We start from the raw sequence: 22,476 nt of genomic DNA, 5'->3' as shown, positions 1-22,476 counted from the left end.
ACGATCTTGTTCGTCTCAAGCGCTTGCCGTTCGCCAAGGGCTTTTCTATGGACGCACGACTTTGGAGGGGTGACCTTAGACAATGGATGATCGCACCAACACGATTGCAGGCTGGGTTCTTGCTGCCTGTGGCGCCGCGCTGGGGCTGTCGATCGCCGGTGGCATGATCTTCCATTCGGGCGAAGTGGAGAAGCAGGGCTACCCGATCGAAGCAGCCGAGGAGGCTGGCGGCGGCGGCGCGGCCGAGGTTCCGATCGCGACCCTGCTGGCGAGCGCGGATGCCGCCAAGGGCGCCGACGTTTTCAAGAAGTGCGCTGCCTGCCACACCATCAACCAGGGTGGCGCCAACGGCATCGGGCCGAACCTGTACGCCATCATGGGCGATCCGGTCGCGCATGGCCGCGGCGGCTTTGCCTTCACCGATGCGCTGAAGAAGGTCGGCGGCAACTGGGACTTCGACAAGATGAACGCGTGGCTCACCAGCCCGCGTAAGTTCGCGCCGGGCACCAAGATGACCTTTGCCGGCCTGTCGAACCCGCAGGATCGCGCCAATCTGATCCTGTACATGAACCAGCAGGGCTCGAACCTGCCGCTGCCGGCAGCACCGGCGGCGGGCGAGGCACCGGCCACCGACGGCGGCAATGCGGTCGAGGGCGCTGGCGGCGCTGCGCCGGAAGCGGCCAATGCGGTCGACGCGGTCGCCACCGACGTGCGCGGCGAAACCGGTGACATCGCCAATGCCGCGACGCCGGCAAGCGGCGCGCCGTCGGTCGATCCGGCTGCGCAGAAGCAGACCGGCCGATAAGGGAAGGGCCGGCGTGCAGGTCGCGCCGGACACCCCCGCCGGGCGGCATAGCGAAATGCCCGCCCGCCCGGCCCCCATGTGGCGCGCCTTGACGCCGGCGCGCCGGAACGTGCCCAATCTTGGGACCGTCCGTGGCGACGGGCCATGGCGGTCCGGGTCGCCCCTCTCTAGGCTGGCGCGATGAACCATCGCCTGTGCCCCTCCATCCTGCGGGAATATGACATCCGGGGCACGGTCGGCCGCAATCTCGGCGCCGACGATGCAGCCGCGATCGGCCGGGCGTTCGGAACGATCGTCGCCCAGCGCGGCGGCACCCGCATCGCGGTGGGGCGCGACGGCCGATTGTCCTCCCCCATGCTCGAGGAGGCCCTGGTCCGTGGCCTGACGCAAAGCGGCATCCATGTGCTGCGCATCGGCATCGGCCCGTCACCGATGCTCTATCATGCAGAGCGCCACGCCGCGGTCGACGGCGGCATTCAGGTGACGGGCAGCCACAATCCCGGCGACGACAATGGTTTCAAGATGGTCCTCGGCCATCGCCCCTTTTTCGGCCGCGATATCGAGGCGCTGGCGCTTCTGTCGGCGGAGGGTGACTTGGCGAGCGGCAGCGGCACGGTCGATGAGGCCGACGTGCTGGACGATTATGTCGCGATCCTGCTGGCCCGCGGCCGCGACCTGCCGTCGTTCCGCATCGGCTGGGACGCGGGCAATGGCGCGGCCGGGCCGGCGATCGAGCGGCTGACGGCGGCACTGCCGGGCGAGCATCATCTGCTGTTCACCGCCGTCGATGGCCGCTTCCCCCATCATCATCCCGACCCGACGGAGGAGGAAAACCTCGCCGCCCTGCGCGCGCTGGTGGCGGACAAGGGCCTCGACGTCGGCCTCGCCTTTGATGGCGACGGTGATCGCATCGGCGTGGTGGACGGGCACGGGCGGGTGATCGCGGGCGACCAATTGCTGTCGATCCTGGCGGAATCGGTACTGCGCACCGCGCCCGGCGCGCCGATTGTCGCCGATGTAAAGGCCAGTGCGACGGTGTTCGACCGGATTGCCGAACTCGGTGGCCGGCCGGTGATGTGGAAAAGCGGCCACAGCAACATCAAGACCATGATGCATGAGGTCGGCGCCCCGCTCGCCGGGGAGATGAGCGGGCATATCTTCTTCGCCGAACTGGGCGGGCATGACGATGCGCTCTACGCGGCAGTCGCGCTGATCGGCGCCGTCGCCGAAAGCGGCGTGTCGCTCAGTGCGATGCGCGATGCCTTGCCCGATCTTGTCTCCACCCCGGAACTGCGCTTCCCGGTGGCGGAGGATCGCCGCGAGGCGGTCGTCGAGGAGGTACTTGCCCGGCTCGCCGCCGCAGGCGCGCAGGTCGACCGCACCGATGGCGCACGCGTGACGACGCCGGACGGATGGTGGCTGCTGCGTGCCTCCAACACCCAGGCGATGCTGACCGCGCGGGCCGAGGCACGCGACGAGGAGGCGCTCGGCCGACTGATCGCGGCGATCGACGCGCAACTGGCGCAAAGCGGCGTGTCGCGCGCCTGAGTTCAGCCCCGCACCGCCTCACAGCGTGACGCCGCAGGGCGCGCCGCCCGGCCCGGCGTCGGCGCGGCTGACACGCAGGTGATGACAGGAACCCTCGCAATCTCCACATGGGGTCCATGCGTCAGCAACCCAGCATCATTCGCGTCATCGACCTGGAGACCACCGGCAACGCCCCACCCACCCATGGCGTGTGCGAGATCGGCTGGCAGGATGTCGCGCTGGGCGCCGACGGCCGCTGGGAATTGTACGGGGAGGGCGGCAGCCGGCTGGTCAATCCGGGCCGCTCGATGCCCCCGATCACCCAGGCGATCCACCATATCCGTGACGAGGATGTCGCCGACGCGCCCTGGTGGCACGATGTCGCGCGCGCGGTGCTTGATCCCTATCCCCGGCGCGTCGCGCTGGCGGCGCACCGGGCGGATTTCGAACAGCAATTCTGCACCCCGGCGATGACTCACGGCGCACAATGGATCTGCACCTGGAAATGCGCGCTGCGTCTGTGGCCCGACAGCCCCAGTTTCTCCAACCAGGTGCTGCGCTATTGGCGCAAGCCCGACGGGCTGGAGCATGAACGCGGGCTGCCGGCGCACCGTGCCTTTCCCGACGCCTATGTCACCGCCCATCATCTGCGCGATCAGCTGAACGAGGCGAGCGTTGCCCAGCTGATCGAATGGTCGAGCATCCCCGCGCTCCTGCCGCGCGTTCGCTTCGGTGCCGATCGCGGCAAGCCGTGGAACGAGATCGAGGAGGAAAGTCTCGTGAAGTTCCTCACCGATCGCGATCCCGATGTCCGCTTCACCGCGGAAACCGAACTGGCGCGGCGCCGGGGCGGCGGGATGGTCGGTCGGATGAGCGCGCAGGACCTCCTTCTTTGATCCATCATAGGGCAGCGGCTCTGGTGTTCCTGGCGGCACGTCCCTAGACGCATCAACGATGGTAGCGGAAAAGGGGCAAGGCTTCGCCGTTGGCGAAGGGCGGATCGGACGCGTGCTCATCGCCTTCATGGCGGTGGGCTTCGTTGCGCTGATCGCCGCGGGCATTGCCGCCGCCTGGATGACGCGCGAATTCTCCCGGCACAGCGCGGCCGTGTCGCACACCTATGAGGTGGAACTGGCGATCGCTGACATGCGGCGGCTGATCGAGCAGGGGGAAACCACCCGTCGCGGCTATATCCTGGCGCCCGAGACCCCCGGCTTCCTGCAGGCCTATCGCGAGGCTGCCAATGCGCTGCCGAGATCCGCGAAGCGGCTGCGCCAGTTGACCTATGACAATCCCAAACAGCAGGCGAACATCACGCGCCTGGAAGGCGAGTTGTCGCAGCTGCTCGATCTGCGCGCACGCTCGGTCGATCTGGTCGCCAATGGCGAGGTCGCGCAGGCGAACGCGGAATTCCGCGAGGAGATGGGCGCGGCACGGCTGCGCGAAATCCGCGACATCTTCGACACCATGTCGAAGGAGGAACGCGTCCTGCTGATTGAGCGCGATCGCCAGCAGGAACGCGGCATCAACCTGTTCTACTCGGTGCTCACCGTCGCCGGGTTGCTGTTGCTCGCCGTGGCAATCGCCTCGCTGCTGGTCGTCGTCCGCTATACCAGTGATCTGACGCAGTCGCGCGAACAGCTTCAGCAGCTGAACGAAAGCCTGGAGGCGATCGTGGTCGATCGCACGGCGGACCTTTCGCGCGCGAACGACGAGATTCAGCGGTTCGCCTATATCGTCAGCCACGACCTGCGCTCGCCGTTGGTCAACGTCATGGGCTTCACCTCGGAGCTGGAGGCGGCCACCACTGCGCTGGGCGCGTTGGTCGACAGCGTGGAGGCCGAGGCGCCCGAGCTTCTGACCGAGGACGCAAGGCTCGCCGCGCGCGAGGATCTGCCGGAATCGATCAACTTCATCCGCACCTCGACGCAGAAGATGGATCGCCTGATCAATGCGATCCTCGCGCTGTCGCGTCAGGGGCGCCGCGTTCTCGCGCCCGAGCCGCTCGATCTGACGCGGCTGGTGGACAGCATCCGCGATTCGATGGCGCACAAGCTGGATGAAACCGGTGCGACGCTGACGATCCGCGGCACCTTGCCCAGCATCGTCTGCGACCGGGTGGCGGTGGAGCAGATCCTGTCCAACCTGATCGAAAACGCCGTGAAGTACCGCAGCCCCGATCGACCCGTTGAGGTCGACGTCAGCGGCGGGACGGTTGGCGACCGGATCTGGATTGAGGTCGCGGACAATGGCCGCGGCATCGACCCGCGCGACCATGAACGCGTGTTCGATCTCTTCCGGCGCTCCGGCACCCAGGATCAGCCCGGCGAGGGCATTGGTCTGGCACATGTCCGCGCCCTGGCCTATCGCCTGGGCGGCACGATCACCTTGCGGTCCGCGCTTGGCGAAGGGGCCACCTTCCGCGTATCGCTTCCAAAGACGCTGACCCTGCAGGAAAAACCATGAACGCACATCAATCCGTCAGCATCGTGATGATCGAGGACGATGAGGGTCACGCCCGGCTGATCGAAAAGAACATCCGTCGTGCCGGCATCCTCAATGACATCAAGCATTTCCTCGATGGCACGTCGGCGCTCGACTATCTGTTCAACTCGCCCGAGGGGCCGATGCTGAACGGCCCGGCGCTGGTGCTGCTCGATCTCAACCTGCCCGACATGAGCGGGACGGACATCCTGGCGAAGATCAAGGGCTCCGACGGCCCGGTGAAGCGCACGCCGGTGGTGGTGCTGACCACCACGGACGACAGCCGCGAGATCCAGCGCTGCTACGATCTGGGCGCCAACGTCTATATCACTAAGCCGGTGAACTATGAGAGCTTCGCCCAGGCGATCCGTCAGCTTGGCCTGTTCCTGTCGGTGATCCAGGTTCCCGACGTCGCCGACTGATGAACCGGATTCTCTACATCGACGATGACGAGGGCATTCGGCGGTTGGCGTCGCGTGCCCTTGCGCGTCGTGGATGGGACGTGACGACCGCCGACGGCGGCGAACTTGGCGTCCGGCTGGCGGCCGAGCAGAAGTTCAACCTCGTCGCGGTCGATCACTACATGCCCGGCATCGACGGGCTGGAAACGCTTGCTCGTCTGCGCGAGCTGCCCGATCCGCCCAGCGTCGTCTATGTGACGGGCTCGGAGGAACAGCGCGTCGCCGTCGCCGCGCTGCGCGCCGGCGCGTCTGAATATGTCGTGAAGTCGGTCGGCGACGATTTCTTCGATCTGCTCGACGCGTCGTTCAAGGCGGTGGTCGCCCGCGCGCAGCTCGAACGGCAGAAGGCGGCGGCCGAAGAGGAGCTGCGCCTGTCCAATCGCCGGCTCGAGGCGTTGCTGGCCGAGGTCAATCACCGCGTGGCCAATTCTCTCCAGCTCGTCTCTGCCATGGTCCGGTTGCAGGCCGGCGCGCTCTCCGATCCGGCCGCCCGCGCGGCCCTCGAAGACACGCAGCGGCGGATCAGCGCGATCGCCCAGGTGCACCGCCGCCTCTATACCGGCGGCGATGTCGAGCATGTCGACATGCGCGAATATCTCGGCGCGCTGGTCGACGAACTGGGCCAGACCTGGTCGACGGCGGAACAGCCGCGTGCCCTACGGCTGGTGGCGGATCCGATCCAGCTGCCCACCGATCGCGCGGTATCGCTGGGCGTGATCGTCACCGAACTCGTCAGCAACGCCTGCAAATATGCCTATCCCAGCGGCAGCGGCGAGGTGCGCGTGGCGCTCCATCGTGACGGCGACGACGTATTTCTGCTGGCGGTGGAGGATGACGGCGTCGGCATGTCGGGCGGGATTTCGCCGGGCGGCACGGGCGTTGGCACCAAGCTGATCCGCGCGATGGCGCAGAGCCTGCAGACGACGGTGGAATATGACGTCGCCCATCGCGGCACCCGCGCCGTCCTTCGCGCGGCGCTCGCCTGATCGTACATTGGATTGCGGCTGTCGCGGGGTGACGGGGGCTAGGGCTTTTCTCTAAAGGGCGGCGCATCAGCAAAGGAGCGCTCCATGAAGACCCGTGCCGCCGTCGCGTTCGAGGCGAAGAAACCGCTGGAGATCGTCGAGCTCGATCTCGAAGGACCCAAGGCCGGCGAAGTCCTGGTCGAGATCATGGCGACCGGCATCTGCCATACCGACGCCTATACACTGGACGGCCTGGACAGTGAGGGCATCTTCCCTTCGATCCTCGGCCACGAGGGCTGCGGCATCGTGCGCGAGGTCGGCCCCGGCGTCACCAGCGTCGCGCCCGACGATCACGTCATCCCGCTGTACACGCCGGAATGCCGCCAGTGTAAGTCGTGCCTCAGCCAGAAGACCAACCTGTGCACCGCGATCCGCGCAACGCAGGGCAAGGGGCTGATGCCCGACGGTACCAGCCGCTTCAGCTACAAGGGCCAGCAGATCTTCCATTACATGGGGTGCTCGACCTTCTCGAACTTCACCGTCCTGCCGGAAATTGCGGTCGCCAAGATCCGTCCCGACGCGCCGTTCGACACCAGCTGCTACATCGGTTGCGGCGTCACTACCGGCGTTGGCGCGGTGGTGAACACCGCGAAGGTGGAGCCGGGCGCGACGGTGATCGTATTCGGCCTGGGCGGCATCGGCCTCAACGTGATCCAGGGTGCGAAATTCGCTGGCGCCGCGCGTATCGTCGGCGTCGACATCAACCCCGATCGTGAGGAATGGGGCCGCAAGTTCGGCATGACCGACTTCGTGAACCCGAAGGACGTCGGCGATATCGTCCAGCACCTGATCGCCATGACCGATGGTGGCGGCGACTATACGTTCGACTGCACCGGCAACACGGTGGTGATGCGCCAGGCGCTGGAGGCGGCGCACCGCGGCTGGGGCGAATCGATCATCATCGGCGTCGCCGAGGCCGGTAAGGAGATCGCGACGCGGCCGTTCCAGCTTGTTACTGGACGCGTCTGGAAGGGCACGGCATTCGGCGGCGCACGCGGCCGTACCGACGTGCCGAAGATCGTCGACTGGTATATGAATGGCCTGATCGAGATCGATCCGATGATCACGCACCGCCTGACGCTGGACGAGATCAACAAGGGCTTCGACCTGATGCATGCGGGCGAGAGCATCCGCAGCGTCGTGGTTTACTGAGCCGGGATGACGCTGGCGCCGGCGCGGACTATGGGGTTCGTGCCGGCGCATGACCGGCGTTCTAGGGGAGAGGGTGAATGTACAGCCACATGATGGTGGGATCGAACGACATTGATCGGTCGAAAAAATTCTATGACGCGCTGTTCGGCGCGGTCGGCGGCAAGCCGGCGATGCAGGACGACAAGGGCCGCCTGATCTACATGCACAATGGCGGCCTGTTCCTGGTCACCAAGCCGATCGATGGGCAGCCCGCGACGCACGCCAATGGCGGCACGATCGGGTTCGCGATGGAATCGCCGGAGCAGGCGAACGCATGGCACCAGGCGGGTGTCGAAAATGGTGGCACCGCGATCGAGGACGCACCCGGCGTTCGCGAGGGTGGCTTTGCCAACCTCTACCTTGCCTATCTGCGCGATCCGGACGGCAACAAGCTGTGTGCGATGCACCGCATGGCGGGATAATCGCTACTTCCCTCTCCCCGCGCCGCGGGGAGAGGGAGGGCAGCTGATCAGGGCCGCATCGTACGGGCGTTCAGGGTGGTGGTGCGGACCAGCGTGCGATCGGTCGCGTCGCGTGCGATCGCCACGCGATAGGTGCCGGCAGCGATGCGCCAGCCCGGCAACTTGGTGTCATAATCGGCCACCACGCGCGGCTCCGCCGTCAGGGTAACTCGACGCATCTCACCAGGCTTCAGCTCGAACCGCTGGAACGCGGCGAGGCGCATCGGCCCCGCACCTTCGCGCGCGACGTACAGTTGCGGCACGTCGGCGCCGGCGCGCTTGCCGGTGTTCACGACGTCGACGGTCACGCGCAACGTGTCACCACCGCTGACCACCGGGTTGCGATAGGCAAAGCTGGTGTAGCTGAGCCCGTGTCCGAACGGGAAGAGCGGCTTCAATCCCTTCTTCTCGTACCAGCGGTAGCCGACGTCTGCGCCTTCCTGATAATCGACCGGGAAGCTCTTTGGCGCCGGCACCGGCGTCGCTGCTGAATTGGCCGCGGCGGCAAGCTCCGCCGCATTGAACATGTCGAGGCCCACCGGCGCGGGCCGCGGCGGCTGGCCGATCGAGGCCGGGAAGGTGATGGGCAGGCGCCCGGACGGGTTAACGGCTCCCGTCAGGATGGCAGCAATCGCCTCGCCGCCGCGCTGGCCCGGGTACCAGGCCTCGACGACGGCGGGCACCTTGTCGATCCACGGCATCAGCACCGGGCCGCCTGTTTCGAGCACCACCACCGTGTTCGGGTTCGCGTCGGCAACGGTGGCGATCAGCGCGTCCTGATTGTCGGGCAGCTTGATGTTGGGCACGTCCTCCGCCTCGGTTGTCCATTGGGTGGCGAACACGATGGCGAGGTCGGCCTGCTTTGCCGCAGCAATGTTGGCATTGTGGTTACGGCCGTCGAGGAACGAGATCTGCGCCCCCGGCAGCGCCTTGCGCAGTGCCGCCAGCGGTGAGGACGCATGGTAGGTGATGCGGACGAACGACGAAGCAGGTCCTTCGGATAGCGGGATTTCGATCGGTGCACCGCCGACGGAGCGCACCTGACTGGACCCCCCGCCCGACAGGACGCCGAGATCAGCCGCCCCGCCGATGACGACGATTTTCTTCGCAGTCCGGGCAATCGGCAGGACGTCGCGGTCGTTCTTCAGCAGGACGATCCCCGCCTCGGCAGTGCGCTGCGCCACGTCCGCGTTGCGGCTGTACGGCGGCGTCTGTGCGGTCGCAGGCATCGGTGCATCATAGGTGCCGGTTTCGATCAGGCCGGTCAGGTACCGGACGACCATGTCGTCGACGCGCGCCTGCGACACGGCGTTCTCCTGCACCGCTTCCTTCAGCGGCTCCCCGAAGAAGATCGCCTTGTCGAGTTCCTGGCCCGATTGCTGGTCGAGGCCGGCGTTGGCCGCCTTCACGGTCGAGTGTACGCCGCCCCAGTCGCTCATCACCCAGCCACGATAGCCCCAGTCCTGCTTCAGCACCTTGTTGAGCAGGAAGTCGTTCTCGCACGCCCAGTCGCCATTGACCTTGTTATAGGCGCACATGACGGAGCCCGGCTTGCCCTGTTCGATGGCGATCTGGAAGGCGAGGAGGTCGCTCATGCGCAGCGGGGCCTCCGCGATCCGCGCGTCGAGGATCATGCGCCCGGTTTCCTGCGAGTTGAGCGCGAAATGCTTCACCGTCGACACGATCTTGTTCGACTGGACGCCAGCAATATGCGCGCCGCCCAGCAGGCCCGACACGAGGGGGTCCTCACCGAGATATTCGAAGTTCCGGCCGTTCCACGGATCGCGCGTCAAATTGACGCCACCGGCGAGAAGGACGTTGAACCGCTTCGCCCGCGCCTCGGCGCCGATCATCGCGCCGCCCGCCCGCGCAATATCGGTTGAAAAGCTGGCGGCGGTGGCGAGTGCGGAGGGAAGGGCGGTGGCGACATCGCCCTTGCGCTGTTCGACCTGATTGGCGACGCCGAGCGACGCATCGCTTTCACGAACCAGCGGCACGCCGAGGCGCGGAATGCCATCGATATGGCCGGCTGACGGGATCAGTTCGTTGGTGGTCTTGCCCGCGGCCATCGGCGGGAACAGGCTGTGCAGCAGCTGGATCTTCTCATCGAGCGTCATGCGATCAACGATCGACTGCGCTCGCTGCCGCGCATCGGCAGTGCTCGTGGATCGCGCACTGCCCGCCCTGGGCGTTCCGCTCTGCGCGGCAAGCGGCTGAAGAGCCAGCATCGCGATAGCGGAGGCGCCGAGCCAAGTACGCTTGTTCCTGAACATGTCGATATCCCCCTGATGCTGTCCGGAAAGGCCCATTGTGGCACGCCAACAACACAATTTGGGAACGTTCACAAGTTTCGGCCGCGACTTCTTGACACCGCATGGAGCGCGGTAGAAGTGAACGTTCACAGTCCGCATTTTGCGGACCGTTCGACGTACGCAGGGTACAGGGGAGGACTTTCTGATGGGGAGCTTTGCGGCTCGCTCGCTTTCGCGCCTGGTGATTGGCGCATCGGTTGCGGCACTGGCGACAGCCCCAGGCATGGCCTGGGCGCAGGACGCGGCAGCAACGGTCGGCAGCACCGGCCCTGCCGAAACGCCCGCCACGGCTTCCGAGCCGACGCAGGGCGAGGACGATATCGTCGTCACCGGCATCCGTGCCTCGCTGCGCCAGGCGATCGACATCAAGCGCGACGCACAGGGCGTCGTTGATGCGATCTCGGCCGAGGACATCGGCAAGTTCCCGGACACCAACCTCGCCGAGTCGCTTCAGCGCATCACCGGCGTGTCGATCGATCGGTCGAACGGTGAAGGTTCGTTCGTCACCGTCCGTGGCTTCGGCCCGGAATATAATCTCGTCACGCTGAACGGCCGTCAGATGCCGACGTCGACGCTGGGCGATGGTGCCAGCGCGCCGGCCTCGCGTTCGTTCGACTTTGCGAACCTCGCCTCCGAGGGCATCGCTGGCGTCGAGGTGTACAAGACCGGCCGCGCGGCTGTTCCGTCGGGCGGCATCGGTTCGTCGATCAACATCCGCACCCCGCGCCCACTCGACAAGCCGGGCATGCGTGGCAGCATTGCCGCGCGCGGCGTTCTAGACTCCTCGCAGAACGGCAAGAACCAGATCCTGCCGGAAGTTTCCGGCATCTTCTCCACCACCTTCGCTGACGATCGCATCGGCATCATGGTCAACGGCGTGTACCAGCGCCGCAAGGCGAGCGCGAACGAGGCGTTCGTCGGCTTCCGCGACGGCTTCCTCGGCTCGCAGGACGACTGGGGCTCGCTGCCGCGTAATCCGGCGCAGGTGAACCGCCCCTCCGGCAATGACGTCTACGAGATTCCCCAGGAAGCATCGTACAACGTCCGCGACATCGACCGTGAGCGTATCAACGGCCAGGCCGTCTTGCAGATCAAGCCGACCGACACGCTGACCGCGACGGCCGACTTCACCTATTCGCGCAACAAGGTTGAAGTGCGCTCCAACAGCGTTGGCGTGTGGTTCAACTTCGGCGACGTGTCGAGCGAGTGGACCGACGGCCCGGTCGCCGGTCCGGTGTTCTACAGCGAGGCTTTCGGCCCGGGTAAGGACCTGTCGTACAGCGGCGCGCTGAGCGCCAATGTCAGCGAGAACAAGTCGCTCGGCTTCAACCTGAACTGGGAAGCGCCGGGTGGCGTCACCGTGTCGTTCGACGCGCATCACTCGACCGCGGAATCGCGCCCGACGAACGATTATGGCACCAGCACCAACATTGGCAGCGCCGTGTTCGGTGTGGCGCGCCAGACGATCGATTTCCGCAACGCGCTGCCGATCATTTCCTATTCGATGCAGCCCGGCATCGACCCGCTGAACGCATCTTTGGTCACGCCGACCGGCAATTCGTTCCGCAACGCGTATTTCCGTGACGAGATCAACCAGTTCCAGCTGAAGGGCCGGTACGAGCATGAGGGCGCGTTCCTCGACTCGATCGACTTCGGCTTCTCGTACATCGATAACGAAGTGCGGTCGGCCTATGGCTTCATCCAGAACGACACCTGGGGCGGCATCGACCCGCGCGGCGCCAGCTTCGGTGCGGCAGCGACGCCGGACGATCTGTTCAGCCTGATCAGCCTGCCGGACAAGTTCCGCGGCGTGCCGGGCGCCGGCGACGCGGCGCTGCCGCAGCAGATCCTGGGCTTCAACTTCGAACGCATGGCAGAGCTGCTGCGTGGCCAGTACAACATCTGCGGTGCGCCGCAGGTTGGTACGGCCCAGCCGGGTACCTGCCTTGCCGACTTCACCACGGACCGTCGCCTGCGCGAAAAGACGATCTCGCCATACGTCCAGGTGAACTCGAGCTTCGACCTGCTGGCCGGCTCGGCGCACATCATCGCTGGTGTACGCTACGACCAGACCACCGTTACCTCCAACGCGCTGGTGCAGGTGCCGACGGGAACCCGCTGGACGGCAGCGAACGAATTCGCGCTGGTCTATGCGCCGGAGCGCTCGTTCATCACGTCCAAGGGCAGCTACCAGAACTGGTTGCCAGCGATCGACTTCGACATGGAGCCAATCCGCAACGTGAAGCTGCGTGCGTCGTACAGCCACACCATCACGCGTCCCGACTATGGCGTGCTGCAGGGCGGGCTTGAGCTGGCGTCGAACCCGCGCATCGGCGGCGGCACCGGCACCAACGGCAACCCGAACCTGATCCCGTTCAAGTCGAAGAATATCGATGTGTCGGCCGAGTGGTATTACAACCGCGAAAGCTACATCTCGGTCGGCTTCTTCAACAAGGACGTGCAGAACTTCATCGGCACCACGCAGATCGACCAGTCGGCGTTCGGCCTGCGCAACCCTGCTGACGGCCCGCGGTATCGCGCCGCACAGGCGGCTCTGGGCGGCACGACGGATGCGATCCAGATCCGCGACTACATTCTGCGCAACTTCCCGGGATCCTCGCAGGTCACCGGCCAGGTTGAAGCAGGCGGGGTGACCTATCTGAACGGCAACATCTTCGGCCTGCCCGAGGACAATCTGTTCAACTTCCAGATCAACCAGCCGTTCAACAGCGACCAGACCGCCAATATCAACGGCTGGGAATTCGCGATACAGCACCGGTTCTGGGACACTGGCTTCGGCACGATCCTGAACTACACGATCGTGAACGGCGACGCGAAGTTCAACAACGCGCTGAACCCGAACACCAGCCAGTTCGCGCTCGTGGGTCTGAGCGACAGTGCGAACGCCGTGCTGTTCTTTGACAAATTCGGGCTGCAGGCACGTGCTGCGTACAACTGGCGCGCGTCGTTCCTGAACAGCAGCAACGGCTTCGATCCGACCTATGTCGAATCCTACGGCCAGCTGGACGCGAGCGTCGCCTATGAGTTCATCCCTGGACTCACCGTGTTCGGGGAGGCGATCAACCTGACCGGCGAAGCGCGCCGTGGGCATCGTCGATCGGACCGGATGGTCACCTTCTCGCAGCCGGGCTTTGCCCGCTACAGCGCAGGCGTCCGCTTCAACTTCTGATCGGACGCCCGGAGAGCCGCCCTTCCGCGATGGACGGGCGGCTCTTATGGGTGAAACGGCGCGTTGGTGCGCCGACAGAGGTGAGCGTGGGCGTGAAACGGCAGGTCGCCAACATCGTGATCGTCGGCGGGGGCACCGCCGGATGGCTCGCGGCCGCCACGATCGCGGCGTGCGCCGATCCTACTGCGCAACCTCCCGTGCAGGTCACGCTGATCGAATCCCCTGACGTGCCGACGATCGGTGTCGGGGAGGGGACCTGGCCGACAATCCGCCGTACGCTCGCCCGCATCGGGATCAGCGAGGCGGAATTTCTGCTCGCCTGCGACGCTTCGTTCAAGCAAGGCTCGCGCTTTGACAGCTGGCGCAATGGGGCGCCGGATGATTCCTACCTTCACCCCTTTTCAGCCCCGGTCGAGGCCGATCCGCGCGCGCTCGTTGCCGCGTGGCAGGCTGGCGGAGAGCCAGGCTTTGCGGCGGCCGTCACGCCGCAGGCGCGGGCCTGCGCACTGGATCTCGCACCAAGGCAGCGGGCAATGCCGGACTATGCCGGTGCGCTGAACTACGCCTATCATCTCGACGCGGTGAAGCTGGCTGCGCTGCTTCGTCGCCATGCGACCCAGCGGCTTGGCGTGCGCCATGTCCGCGATCATGTACTGTCGGTCGACCGCCGCCACGACGGGGACATCGCCGCCGTTCGCTGCCGCGATCATGGCGCGATGGAGGGCGATCTGTTTATCGATTGCACCGGTCATGCTGCGCTGTTGATTGGCGGCGCGCTCGGCGTGCCCTTCATCGACCGTGGCCACGAACTATTCAACGACCGCGCCTTGGCCGTGCAGGTGCCGGTGGCGGCGGGAAGTGCCATTGCGTCAACCACCAATGCCACCGCGCATGAGGCAGGCTGGATCTGGGACATCGGCCTGCCGACGCGGCGTGGCGTCGGATGCGTCTATTCGTCGGCGCACCTCACCGATGACGCGGCAGAGGGAATCTTGCGCGCGTATCTCGGGCGGACCACGCCCGCTGCCAATCTGGACGCACTTGCCCCGCGAAAGCTGACGTTCCGTTCGGGACATCGCACGCGGTTCTGGGAGCGCAATTGCCTCGCCATCGGCCTGTCGAGCGGCTTTCTGGAACCGCTGGAGGCGTCGGCGATCGTGACGATCGAACTGGCGCTGGATGCGCTTGTGGCGAACTTTCCCGCAACCCGCGCGAGCATGGATGCGCATGCCGACCGGTTCAACGCACTGTTCCGCTATCGCTGGGACCGCATCGTCGACTTCCTGAAACTTCACTACGTGCTCAGCGACCGCGGCCAGCCCTATTGGCGTGACAATCGCGATCGCTCGTCGATCCCGCATAGGCTTGCCGGCCTGCTGGCTATCTGGCGTGAGCAACCACCCAGCGGGCACGACCTTGGCATGGTGGACGAGGTGTTTCCCGCGGCCAGCTATCAATATGTGCTGTACGGCATGGGCATGGCGCCGCCCCCGCCCGGTCCCATGCGGATCGACGGCGTGCCCGCCGCGAGCGCCGCACTCCGGCAGGCGGCGCAGCGCGCGCGCGCGCTTGCGGCCAGCCTTCCCACCAATCGTGTCTATCTCGACGCCCTGCGCGCAGATCGGCAGAACGAGATCATCGCATGAACCCTCATCACTCCATTCTGACCCCCGAGGCCCATCGCGACCTGCGCGTCCGTATCGATCGCGACGTAGCACTGGGTGATGGCGTGATGACGAGCGTAGTCATGCCGGCGGAGTTCCGCGATGCGCAGCAGCATTACCCAATTCTCTTCCGGCTGAATGCGGAGCGTGACGATTTCACCGCGCACGCAATCTTCGGCTTCGAGACTGGAGAGAATCTGTTCCTGAAGGGGGCGCGCTGGGACGCCGATTACGTGCCGCTCGCGCTGGATGTGCAGCCATTCCTGATCGGTGGCCCCGACGCGTCCGGAGCGCGACAGGTCCATATCGACCTCGGCAGCCCGCGCATTGCTGGCGACGAGGGTGTGCGCGTGTTTGAGCCGGAAGGCACGCCGACGCCATTTCTCGAAGCGATCGCCGACCGGCTGGGCGCGCTGCATGCCGGTTTTGAGGAGTCGGCGGCATTTTTCGCCGCGCTTCGCCGGCATGATCTTCTCGAGCCGCTGATCCTTGAAGTGACCCTGAACGATGGTTCGACGCACCGGCTGGTCGGCTTTCACGTGATCGACGAGGGCCGGCTGCGCGCGCTCGACGGCGCGGCGCTGGGCGAGCTTCATGGAGAGGGCCATCTGATGCCGATCTTCATGGCCCTCGCCTCGCTCGGCAACCTGCGGGCGCTCGTCGCGCGCAAGAATAAGCGCGACGGCCATGGCTGACCCGGCCGCATCGCCCGGCATCTTTGCGCAAATGGCAGCGGTGCCCGAGCGCTCGGTTGCCGATGCTGCCGCGCTAGACGCGGCATTGCGCGATGCCACCGCCCCCTTCGTCGTGCGCGGCCTGGTACGTGACTGGCCGCTGGTGCAGGCGGGTCAGCAATCCGCACGGGCCGCGCGCGACTATATCGCGGCACGCGCCAAGGACGTCGCCTTCACCGTGTCCGTGGGCCAGCCGGGCAGCGGAGGGCGGCTGTTCTACGACGATACGATGGCGATGAACTTCCGCGTCGGACGCGGCAAGCTGCACGACATCTTCCGCCACATCGCCAGCGTCGAGGACCAGCGGGACGCCCCACCGATCTACCTTGCGTCGATCGACATGGAGGCGTTCTTCTCTGGCCTGACCAGCGACAATCCGATCGCGCTCGGTGATCGCGATCTTCTGAAGAGCATCTGGATCGGCACCAGAACGCGCATCGCCGCGCATAACGATTTTCCGCATAATCTCGCGTGCGTGGCGGTGGGACGGCGGCGCTTCACGCTGTTTCCGCGTGAGCAGTTCCGCAATTTGTATCTGGGACCGATCGACAACACGCCGGCCGGCCGCGCGGTCAGCATGGTCGATTTCCACGATCCCGACCTCGCCGCGCATCCCGATTTCGCGCAGGCGGTGGAAGCGGCGCAGACTGTGGTGCTGGAGCCGGGCGACGCGCTCTACATACCGTCGCTCTGGTGGCATCACGTGGAGGGCCTCGAGCCCTTCAACGTGCTGGTAAATTATTGGTGGCGGGAAACGCCGCGCTGGTTGGGGCAACCGCAGGACGCGCTGAACCATGCGATCATGTCCATTCGCGAGTTGCCGGCTGACGAACGAGCCTATTGGCGCGACATGTTCGATTATTACGTGTTCGGTGACCCCAATCTTCCGCGTGCGCACATTCCGGCGCAGGCACAAAGCGTGCTCGGCCCGCTTGATCCTGAAACGGCCGGGCGAATCCGCGGCTTCCTGTTGCGGCAGCTCAGTAAGTGACGCCGCGTCGGATCGTCATCGCGGGCGGTGGCACCGCCGGCTGGATGGCCGCCGCGGCGATCGCGCGCACCATGGGCCGCGCGGCGCAAGTGACGCTGGTCGAATCCGAGGCGATCGGAACGATCGGCGTCGGCGAAAGCACGATCCCGCCGATCGTCGGCTTCAATCGCTTGCTCGGCATCAACGAAGCCGAGTTCATGGCGGCGACCAATGCCACCTTCAAACTGGGCATCGTGTTCGATGGCTGGCGCAACGGCACCGATCGCTACGTTCACGCCTTTGGCCTGACCGGCAAGGATCATTGGGCAGCGGGATTTCAGCATTTCTGGCTCGCTGGGCGCGCCAAGGGGCATCAGGCGCCATTTGGCGATTATTCGGTTGAGCTCCAGGCGGCGCTCGCGGGGAAGTTCGCGCATCTGCCTGACGATCGCCTGAACTATGCCTACCAGCTCGATTCCGGCCTCTATGCGAAGTTCCTGCGCGGGATGGCGGAGCGCGACGGGGCGGTACGGATCGAGGGCAAGATCGCCACGGTACAGCTGGATGGCGACAGCGGAGACATCGCGGCGCTGGTGCTGGAGGATGGCACGGCGATCGCCGGCGACCTGTTCCTCGACTGCACAGGATTTCGCGCCCTGCTGATCGAGGGCGCGCTGCACGCCGGCTTCGATGACTGGACCCATTGGCTGCCGTGCGATTCCGCGATCGCGGTGCAAACGGCGAGCGTGGGGCCGGCGGTGCCCTACACCCGCGCCATGGCCCATGATGCCGGATGGCAGTGGCGCATCCCCCTGCAGCACCGGGTCGGAAACGGCATCGTGTGGTGCAGTCGCTATCTGTCACGCGAAGACGCGCTGGAACGGCTGCTCGGCAACGTCGAGGGTGAGGTGCTGACGCAGCCCAATCACCTGCGCTTCACCACAGGGGTGCGGCGTCGCCAATGGCATCGCAATTGCGTTGCCGTCGGCCTGTCGGGCGGGTTCATGGAGCCACTGGAGTCCACCAGCATCCACCTGATCCAGCGCGCCGTCCTGCGGTTGATCCGGATGATGCCGGCAGCCGGACCGATCAGCCCGCGCGACATTGCCGAGTTCAATGATCAGCAGCACGCCGACATGGTGCAGGTCCGCGACTTCCTGATCCTGCATTACAAGGCCACCGACCGGCGCGACAGCGCGTTCTGGCGGCAATGCGCCGCAATGCCGATCCCCGACAGTCTCGAACAGAAGATCGAGCTGTTCCGCGACACGGCGCGTGTGTTCCGCCGCAACGAGGAATTGTTCGCGGAGCATAGCTGGCTGCAGGTGCTGCTGGGGCAGGGGATCGAGCCGCATGCCTGGCATCCGATCACCGACAAGCTGACCGACGAGGAACTGGCGCGGCTGCTTCAGACGCTGCGTGCCCAGGTGACGCGCACGGTCAATGGGTTGCCGGCCCATGCCGATTATGTTGCCCGCTATTGCGCCGGCGCGCGCCAGACCGCTGCCTGAGGATCGTCATGGGGCGTCGCCGGCAGTCGGTCACCATCAAGCATGTCGCCGCCCATGCGGGGGTGTCGTTGCAGACGGTCAGCCGTGTCATCAACAAGGAGCCCAATGTCCGGCCCGAGATGATGCAACGCGTGCAGGAATCGATCGCGGCGCTTGGTTATGTGCCGTCAATCGCGGCGCAGCGGATGGGCGGTTCGCGATCCTATCTTCTGCTGGCTCTGAACGATCGCGACCGCACGATTGCGGACTGGCGCAAGCGCGAGGGGTCCGACTGGATCGACCAGATGCTGCTCGGTGGGATGCTGACCTGCGCGCAGCATGGCTATCGCATGATCTTTGAGCTGGTCGACACGCACAGTGACCATATCGAGCGGGAGTTGTCGGCCGCGCTCGCCGCGCTGCAACCCGATGGCGTGATCCTGACGCCGCCGCATTCGCACAACCCCATGATCACAGACCTGCTGGAAAAGGCGGGGATCGCCTTTGCGCGTATCGGGTCGCTGCGTGACGGGGGCGGGTTCCGGCTGACGATGGGTGACGAGGTGGCGGCGCGCGATGCGACGATGCACCTCGTCGGGTTGGGGCACCGGCGTATCGGTTTCATCGCAGGACCCACCGACTATGAGCTAAGCCATTGGCGGGTCGAGGGCTGGCGCTGGACGATGGAGACGGCGGGGCTTTCCGCCGATGGCCTGCTGGCGAACGGCGATTTCAGCTATGCCTCCGGCATCGCGGCGGCGAAGCAACTGATCGAGACCGGCGCCACGGCCATCGTCGCGAGTAACGATCAGATGGCGCTCGCCGCGATTGCGGAGGCGCGCGACTGCGGCATGGAAGTACCGCGCGACCTGTCCGTGGTCAGCTTCGACGACACGCCCGTCGTCCGCTTCCATCATCCGCCGCTCACCGCCATCGCGCAGCCGATCGCCGAGGTGACGGCGCGTGCCGCCGAATTGCTGATCACCACCGCCGCGGACGCCCGCGACCGCGCGCCGGTGGAGGTGCCGGCGCGGCTCGTGGTGCGCGAGTCCACCGCAGCGGTGCCGTCCGACCGCTGATCGCGTCAGGCCTTGACCATAACCGATAGCAGGTCGTCGACGTTGCCGATGGCGAAGGCGCTATATTCGTCACCGATCGCGTAGGGCAGCAGGATGCGCCGTTTGTGGAGCAGCGCGCCGCAGCTATAGGTGATGTTGGGCACATAGCCACCGCGCTGCTCCGCGCTCGGGAACAGCAGCGGCGATGCCGTGCGCAGCAGCACCCGCGATGGATCCGCCTTGTCCAGCAGGCACGCGCCGATGCTGTAGCCGCGCACCAGCCCGACGCCATGGGTGAATACCAGCCAGCCCTCGTCAATCTCGATCGGGGAGCCGCAATTCCCCATCTGAACGAACTCCCACGGGTATTTCGGTCCCATGATCTGCTGCCCCTCGTCCCAATGGTCGAGCCGGTCAGAGCGCAGCAACCAGATATTCTCATTGTCCTGGCGACCCAGCATGACGAACTTGCCATCGATCCGCCGCGGGAACAGCGCCATTCCCTTGTATGGGGCCAAGCGGCCGGTCAGCGCGCGCATCTCCACCGTGCGCAGGTCAACCCCGCGCAGCAACTCGGCGCGGGCGTGCATGCCGTCATAAGCGGTATAGGTGCCGATGACGCTTCGGGCACCATCATCATCGGTGAAGTTCACCATTCGGAGATCCTCGATCCCGGAACGCTGGCTCGGCAGCACCGGGAACAGCACGGTCTCGGACACGTCGTCGCTGTCGCTGCACAACAGACGCGTCCAGCCATCATGCTCATGATCGATGCGGGGCGGGATGCCGTGTTGGCTGGCCGGATTGACCTCGATGCGGTCGCTGCCGTCCCAGGTGCCGGTTCGGAACGTCACGGAGGAGATATGACCTTCGCCGATCCCGCGCAGCGACAGGAGGAAGGGCATCGCCTCATCATCGGGGCTGGCGTCGGGGACTCGGATGATGCTGGGATTGAACAATGCGGCGGATTCGAAGGCATATTCCTGGCTGAAATATGCTCCGATCAGAAGTCGGTCCGTGCTGTCGATGGTACCGTTGAGGTCAAGGGAGGCGGCAACCTCGTCATAGCGGCGCAGGAAGGTTTCGTCGGCGTTGCGATGGCGTTCGTGCATCGGCACGGCCAGCAGCATGCGCATCCGGGCGCGCAGTGCTGGCGGCAGCGACAGCAGCCGCTGCGCAACCTGTTTCATGCGCGCGGGGCGCCCGTCCGCCATGTCGTCGGGATAGTCGAAGCTGAACGGGCGGATCACGGTGCGGGAGGGATCGGGTTTCAGCTCGATATCCAGCGTGGTGAAGACGTCCGCTGCTTTCATCATGTCACCCCATTCCGAGTAGAAGATGATGAAGAACGGTCGAGATCGCCTGATGGTGCCTCGCCGGCATCATCGCTGGCCTCTGCGCGATCATCATTGGCGAAAAACAGCCGCCGCGCGGGTACCGCCAGCCGGATGGAGGCATCGTTCAGCCCCTCATAGATCGACAGCAAAAGGTCCTGCCGGATGACGGTGCTTTCGCCAAAGTCGCTGACCGCGATATAGGCGAAGATCTCCACCTCCAGCGCGTTCTCGCCGAAATTGGTGAACCTGGCGCGCGGGCCGTCCTGCAGCACCTTGTCGTGGCCTTTCAGCGCCCCCTCGATCAGGTCGACGGCTGCGCGAATCTTGTCGGGCGGGGTGTCGTAATCGAGCCGGATCACCGGATTGAACAGGAAGCGGTCGCGCTTGGCAAAGTTCTCGATCTGGCGGGACGAGAAATCGCCGTTGGGGATGGTGACGATCGTGCGATCGTTGGTGCGGATGCGGGTGGAACGGATCCCCACGTCTTCAACGGTCCCGACGACATCGCCGACGCGGCAGAAATCACCGACCTGCACCGGACGATCCGCAATGACCGTGACGCTGCCCACAAGATTTTCGACCGTCTTCTGCGCGCCGAGCGCAAGCGCGATACCGCCGATACCCAAAGCAGCGATGCCCGTCGTCACATCGATCCCGAACGTGTCGAGCACCGCGACGATGCTGAACACCAGCAGCAGGATCTTGGCCGCGCGACGCAGCAGGGTGACGACCGACACCGCCTGGCGTCGTGCGCGCCGCGTCATGCGCGCGATCGTGACGTCGGCGATTGCGTCGACCAGTCGCAGCCCGAACCACACCAGGGCAATCGCCGCGACACCGCCGGCGTAACGAAGCAGCGTCTGCCGGGCGACGATCGCCACCTCCAGCCGCTCCGCCCAGCCGTAAAAGGCGATGACCGCGATGAACAGGCTCAAGGGCGGCAGCGCGGCGTGGAAGAAACGGTACACGCCGCTGGAATCAGGATCGGTGATGCCGCGCCGCATCAGCGTCAGCGCCAGCGTGGCGAGCAACCGAAGAACAACAAAGCTGAGCGCCGCGATGCCGACGAGCAGCCCCCAATCCTCCGCCGGCGCACCCGCCACGGTGACGCTTGGCACGGCGGTCGGCTGAAGCGGCACGACCTGCGCGGCTGGGACCGTCATCAACCGGCGGATCGTGTCGTGTGAAATTTGCCAGACGCGCCGCCCGTCGGCCTCGCGCTGGACCAGGAAGATCGGCGCCTCGCCCTCACCGATCCGCAGGTCGCCGACCAGTTCACGGTCGACCGGCAGATTGTCGTCGATCCTGCCGCCGGGTTCGTTGGACAGGCCGGCAAAGGGCGTCAGCGACCCGCCGCTATCGAGCAGCCGCTGCAGACGACGCGCAAGCTCCGACGCGCCGTCCAGAACGCGCGGATCCTGCTGCACCGGCAGGTCGAAATAATTGGCCGCCCGCGCGTAATCGCGTTTGGCCAGCGCCTCGATCAGGCCAGTGACCGCGGCGCGCGGTGTTTCACGACCGAAAGGATCGGCCGGTACTGCAGGCGCGGTGCTGTTCGATGGGGCGGTTTCCTGCGCGGGTGCGACGGCCGGGGCCCCCGCGACAATCAGCAGCAGCAGAAGAATTTGCCGGAAGGTACGAACCACGAAAACCTGCTTGATCGAGGGAGCTGCCCAAAGAACGCGTCTATCGCGCTTACGGTCGCACGGGTCATGGCGACTGGGGAACAACTGACCGTGGCGAGCAAACCATGTTGGGTGATGTTGC

Annotated in this window: 17 protein-coding genes; 14 read left to right on the top strand and 3 right to left on the bottom strand. The window is 65.7% G+C overall.

The window, feature by feature from the left end:
* Window positions 1-82: 82 nt before the first annotated feature.
* From L8F96_RS05455 to L8F96_RS05420, 8 genes are all read left to right on the top strand, one after another.
* A complete protein-coding gene (locus L8F96_RS05455; RefSeq protein WP_125945931.1) occupies window positions 83-805 on the top strand; it encodes a c-type cytochrome in 723 nt (240 codons plus the stop codon).
* A gap of 180 nt (window positions 806-985) precedes the next feature.
* Complete coding sequence (gene pgmG, locus L8F96_RS05450; protein ID WP_046409841.1) at window positions 986-2,353, top strand: phosphoglucomutase/phosphomannomutase PgmG; 1,368 nt, start codon at window positions 986-988, stop codon at window positions 2,351-2,353.
* Between the two features lie 116 nt (window positions 2,354-2,469).
* Window positions 2,470-3,228 (top strand): exonuclease domain-containing protein, encoded by a 759-nt coding sequence (locus L8F96_RS05445; protein WP_046409843.1) that lies wholly within the window; start codon window positions 2,470-2,472, stop codon window positions 3,226-3,228.
* A 58-nt stretch (window positions 3,229-3,286) separates the two neighbouring features.
* Entirely contained in the window at window positions 3,287-4,798 is a 1,512-nt protein-coding gene (locus L8F96_RS05440; protein ID WP_046409844.1) for a sensor histidine kinase, read from the top strand.
* Complete coding sequence (locus L8F96_RS05435; RefSeq protein WP_125946616.1) at window positions 4,795-5,238, top strand: response regulator; 444 nt, start codon at window positions 4,795-4,797, stop codon at window positions 5,236-5,238. The genes L8F96_RS05440 and L8F96_RS05435 overlap by 4 nt, the downstream gene beginning before the upstream one ends.
* Window positions 5,238-6,263, top strand: coding sequence for a sensor histidine kinase (locus L8F96_RS05430; RefSeq protein WP_046409848.1), 1,026 nt, complete (start codon window positions 5,238-5,240; stop codon window positions 6,261-6,263). Before L8F96_RS05435 ends, L8F96_RS05430 begins: the two co-directional genes overlap by 1 nt.
* Window positions 6,264-6,347: 84 nt before the next feature.
* Complete coding sequence (locus L8F96_RS05425) at window positions 6,348-7,454, top strand: S-(hydroxymethyl)glutathione dehydrogenase/class III alcohol dehydrogenase (protein WP_046409850.1); 1,107 nt, start codon at window positions 6,348-6,350, stop codon at window positions 7,452-7,454.
* 77 nt (window positions 7,455-7,531) lie between these two features.
* Window positions 7,532-7,915, top strand: a complete 384-nt coding sequence (locus tag L8F96_RS05420; RefSeq protein WP_046409852.1) for a VOC family protein — start codon at window positions 7,532-7,534, stop codon at window positions 7,913-7,915.
* 47 nt (window positions 7,916-7,962) lie between these two features.
* Here the strand turns inward: L8F96_RS05420 and L8F96_RS05415 are convergent, their stop codons facing one another.
* On the bottom strand, window positions 7,963-10,227 hold the full coding sequence (locus L8F96_RS05415) for a beta-glucosidase (protein ID WP_334655424.1): 2,265 nt from the start codon (window positions 10,225-10,227) through the stop codon (window positions 7,963-7,965).
* 184 nt (window positions 10,228-10,411) lie between these two features.
* On the opposite strand from L8F96_RS05415, the gene L8F96_RS05410 reads away from it, so the two are divergent.
* The 6 genes from L8F96_RS05410 (at window position 10,412) to L8F96_RS05385 (ending at window position 19,393) form a co-directional block, all read left to right on the top strand.
* On the top strand, window positions 10,412-13,456 hold the full coding sequence (locus L8F96_RS05410) for a TonB-dependent receptor (protein WP_334655423.1): 3,045 nt from the start codon (window positions 10,412-10,414) through the stop codon (window positions 13,454-13,456).
* A gap of 92 nt (window positions 13,457-13,548) precedes the next feature.
* Window positions 13,549-15,102, top strand: coding sequence for a tryptophan halogenase family protein (locus L8F96_RS05405; protein WP_334655420.1), 1,554 nt, complete (start codon window positions 13,549-13,551; stop codon window positions 15,100-15,102).
* A complete protein-coding gene (locus L8F96_RS05400; protein ID WP_334655418.1) occupies window positions 15,099-15,815 on the top strand; it encodes a SapC family protein in 717 nt (238 codons plus the stop codon). Before L8F96_RS05405 ends, L8F96_RS05400 begins: the two co-directional genes overlap by 4 nt.
* Entirely contained in the window at window positions 15,808-16,845 is a 1,038-nt protein-coding gene (locus L8F96_RS05395) for a cupin-like domain-containing protein (protein ID WP_334655416.1), read from the top strand. Before L8F96_RS05400 ends, L8F96_RS05395 begins: the two co-directional genes overlap by 8 nt.
* Window positions 16,842-18,335: a tryptophan halogenase family protein gene (locus L8F96_RS05390; protein WP_277600075.1), complete on the top strand. Its 1,494-nt coding sequence runs from the start codon at window positions 16,842-16,844 to the stop codon at window positions 18,333-18,335. Before L8F96_RS05395 ends, L8F96_RS05390 begins: the two co-directional genes overlap by 4 nt.
* Window positions 18,336-18,343: 8 nt before the next feature.
* Window positions 18,344-19,393, top strand: coding sequence for a LacI family DNA-binding transcriptional regulator (locus L8F96_RS05385; protein ID WP_136450823.1), 1,050 nt, complete (start codon window positions 18,344-18,346; stop codon window positions 19,391-19,393).
* Window positions 19,394-19,398: 5 nt separating this feature from the next.
* On the opposite strand, the gene L8F96_RS05380 is transcribed toward L8F96_RS05385, so the two are convergent.
* Both L8F96_RS05380 and L8F96_RS05375 read right to left on the bottom strand, forming a co-directional pair.
* Complete coding sequence (locus L8F96_RS05380; protein WP_125946629.1) at window positions 19,399-20,685, bottom strand: glycoside hydrolase family 130 protein; 1,287 nt, start codon at window positions 20,683-20,685, stop codon at window positions 19,399-19,401.
* Complete coding sequence (locus tag L8F96_RS05375) at window positions 20,685-22,355, bottom strand: mechanosensitive ion channel family protein (protein ID WP_168770670.1); 1,671 nt, start codon at window positions 22,353-22,355, stop codon at window positions 20,685-20,687. The genes L8F96_RS05380 and L8F96_RS05375 overlap by 1 nt, the downstream gene beginning before the upstream one ends.
* Window positions 22,356-22,476 lie beyond the last annotated feature (121 nt).

Source organism: Sphingomonas panaciterrae (assembly GCF_036890205.1).
GTDB classification, from domain to species: domain Bacteria; phylum Pseudomonadota; class Alphaproteobacteria; order Sphingomonadales; family Sphingomonadaceae; genus Sphingomonas; species Sphingomonas panaciterrae.
The sequence above is the reverse complement of the archived record's forward strand: the minus strand, read 5'-3'. Positions and strand labels throughout refer to the sequence as shown.